We start from the raw sequence: 1,667 nt of genomic DNA on the forward strand, positions 1-1,667 counted from the left end.
CCAACCGTCTCAGAAATACTAATTTGGATATTATCAATGGTTTTCGCATCCCACATGTTTTCAAACATCACATTTGAAAAACGCAGTGCCATTAAGTTTTGCACCGTTTCTTTACCTAAATAGTGGTCAATACGGTAGATTTGGCTTTCTTTGAAGTATTCTGCAATCTTCGCGTTAATTTCTTCTGCAGAGGCGCCGCAGTAACCAATTGGCTTTTCAACAACAACACGTGTTGTTTCAGTAATCAGTTGGTTATCTGAAAGTAGCTCACTACAGCGGCCATAAACAGCAGGTGGTAATGAATAATAAAAAACGCGAGCTTTGTCTTCTGCGTCGGCTTCTAAAAACTCTTTTAATACAAGCCAATTATCATCTTGCTCGGTAACGTTAACCACAATTGGTTTTAAAAAGGTTGCAAATGCCTTCCAGTCTTTGCTGTTGTATTCACCTTTGCCAAGAAATGATTTTAGGCTTTCTTGCACTTTATCAATAAATTCTTGTTCGTTTGCTAATGCCCTAACCGTTGGCACAATTCGTGTCCCTTCCGGTAAATTTCCTTCTTGATAAGCACGGTACATCGCAGGTAGCAGTTTTCTAAGTGATAAATCACCGCCACCACCAAAAATAACTATATCGAATGGGTTTAGCATATTTGTTCTCTTGGTTTTAATAACTTGTTGTTAAGTACAATATAGAAGTTGTTTTAGTTCGCTATGTTAGCACTAATTGCGCTTTGGGTAAGCAATTTATACATGCTAATTTATAATGAATTCGTATGTAACTGATTAACGATTGAAATGTAATCTGAAAAAGAGTTTTCAGGAGTAACGATGCTCTCACCCACCGTTACCCCTGAATACTCAGCGCTACTCAGTTCACTTAGTTAAACGGATATGAGCATTGGAAACGTCAACTCTCTCACCAATTGACGTCCCAACCGACTCAGCGCTACCCGTTCAAAGGTATTTGTTTACTTTGAAAATCTAAAAGAGTGCTCTTCAAAGTGTATTGTGTGCTGTTTTTGTGGCTCAACAGCAGTTGGTAGAAAGGAGCTTTGGGAACATCAACTCTCTCACCAATTGAAGTCCCAAATAACTCAGCGCTACCCGTTCAAAGGTATTCTTTTCAAAGCGACCTATCGCTTTACTTAATCTGTTGCCAAATGTGCATTCTCACATTCAGCTTAAACGGATAAGAGTTTTGGAAGCGGCAACTCTCTCACCAATTGACGCTCCCATTAACTCAGCGCTACCCGTTCAAAGGTATTTTGATCTACTGCTGCTAGCAGAAAAGCCGCGCAGTTTATCTTAATATCAGGCTATAAACCCTGACATTTATCCTATTTTTGACGCTTATTTTTGTATAAAGCGATTAAACCCGCGGTTGAACTATCGTGCTCAAAGCGCTCGTCTGTCTCTAATTCTTTTTGAATCGCGTTTGCAAGACCTTTACCAAGCTCAACACCCCATTGATCAAATGAGCAAATCTCTAAAATAATGCCTTGGCAGAAAATTTTGTGTTCATAAAGCGCAATTAATCGGCCTAAATGTTTCGCATCAATTTTATCGAGTAAAATTGACGTCGTTGGGCGATTGCCTTTATGAACTTTATGTTCAACCAATGCATCTATTTGCGCTTGAGATAATCCTTTGCCTGACAAGTCAGCA

2 pseudogenes are annotated in these 1,667 nt (G+C 39.2%); both read right to left on the reverse strand.

Going from position 1 to position 1,667, the window contains the following annotated elements:
* A pseudogene (locus ABYD77_RS19090) lies at positions 1 to 650 on the reverse strand (glucose-6-phosphate dehydrogenase); the annotation flags it as partial.
* A 689-nt stretch (positions 651 to 1,339) separates the two neighbouring features.
* Positions 1,340 to 1,667 (reverse strand): annotated as a pseudogene (gene pgi, locus ABYD77_RS19095) (glucose-6-phosphate isomerase); the annotation flags it as partial.

The sequence above is a fragment of the Pseudoalteromonas sp. genome (genome assembly GCF_041629635.1).
In the GTDB taxonomy this organism is placed as follows: Bacteria; Pseudomonadota; Gammaproteobacteria; order Enterobacterales; family Alteromonadaceae; genus Pseudoalteromonas.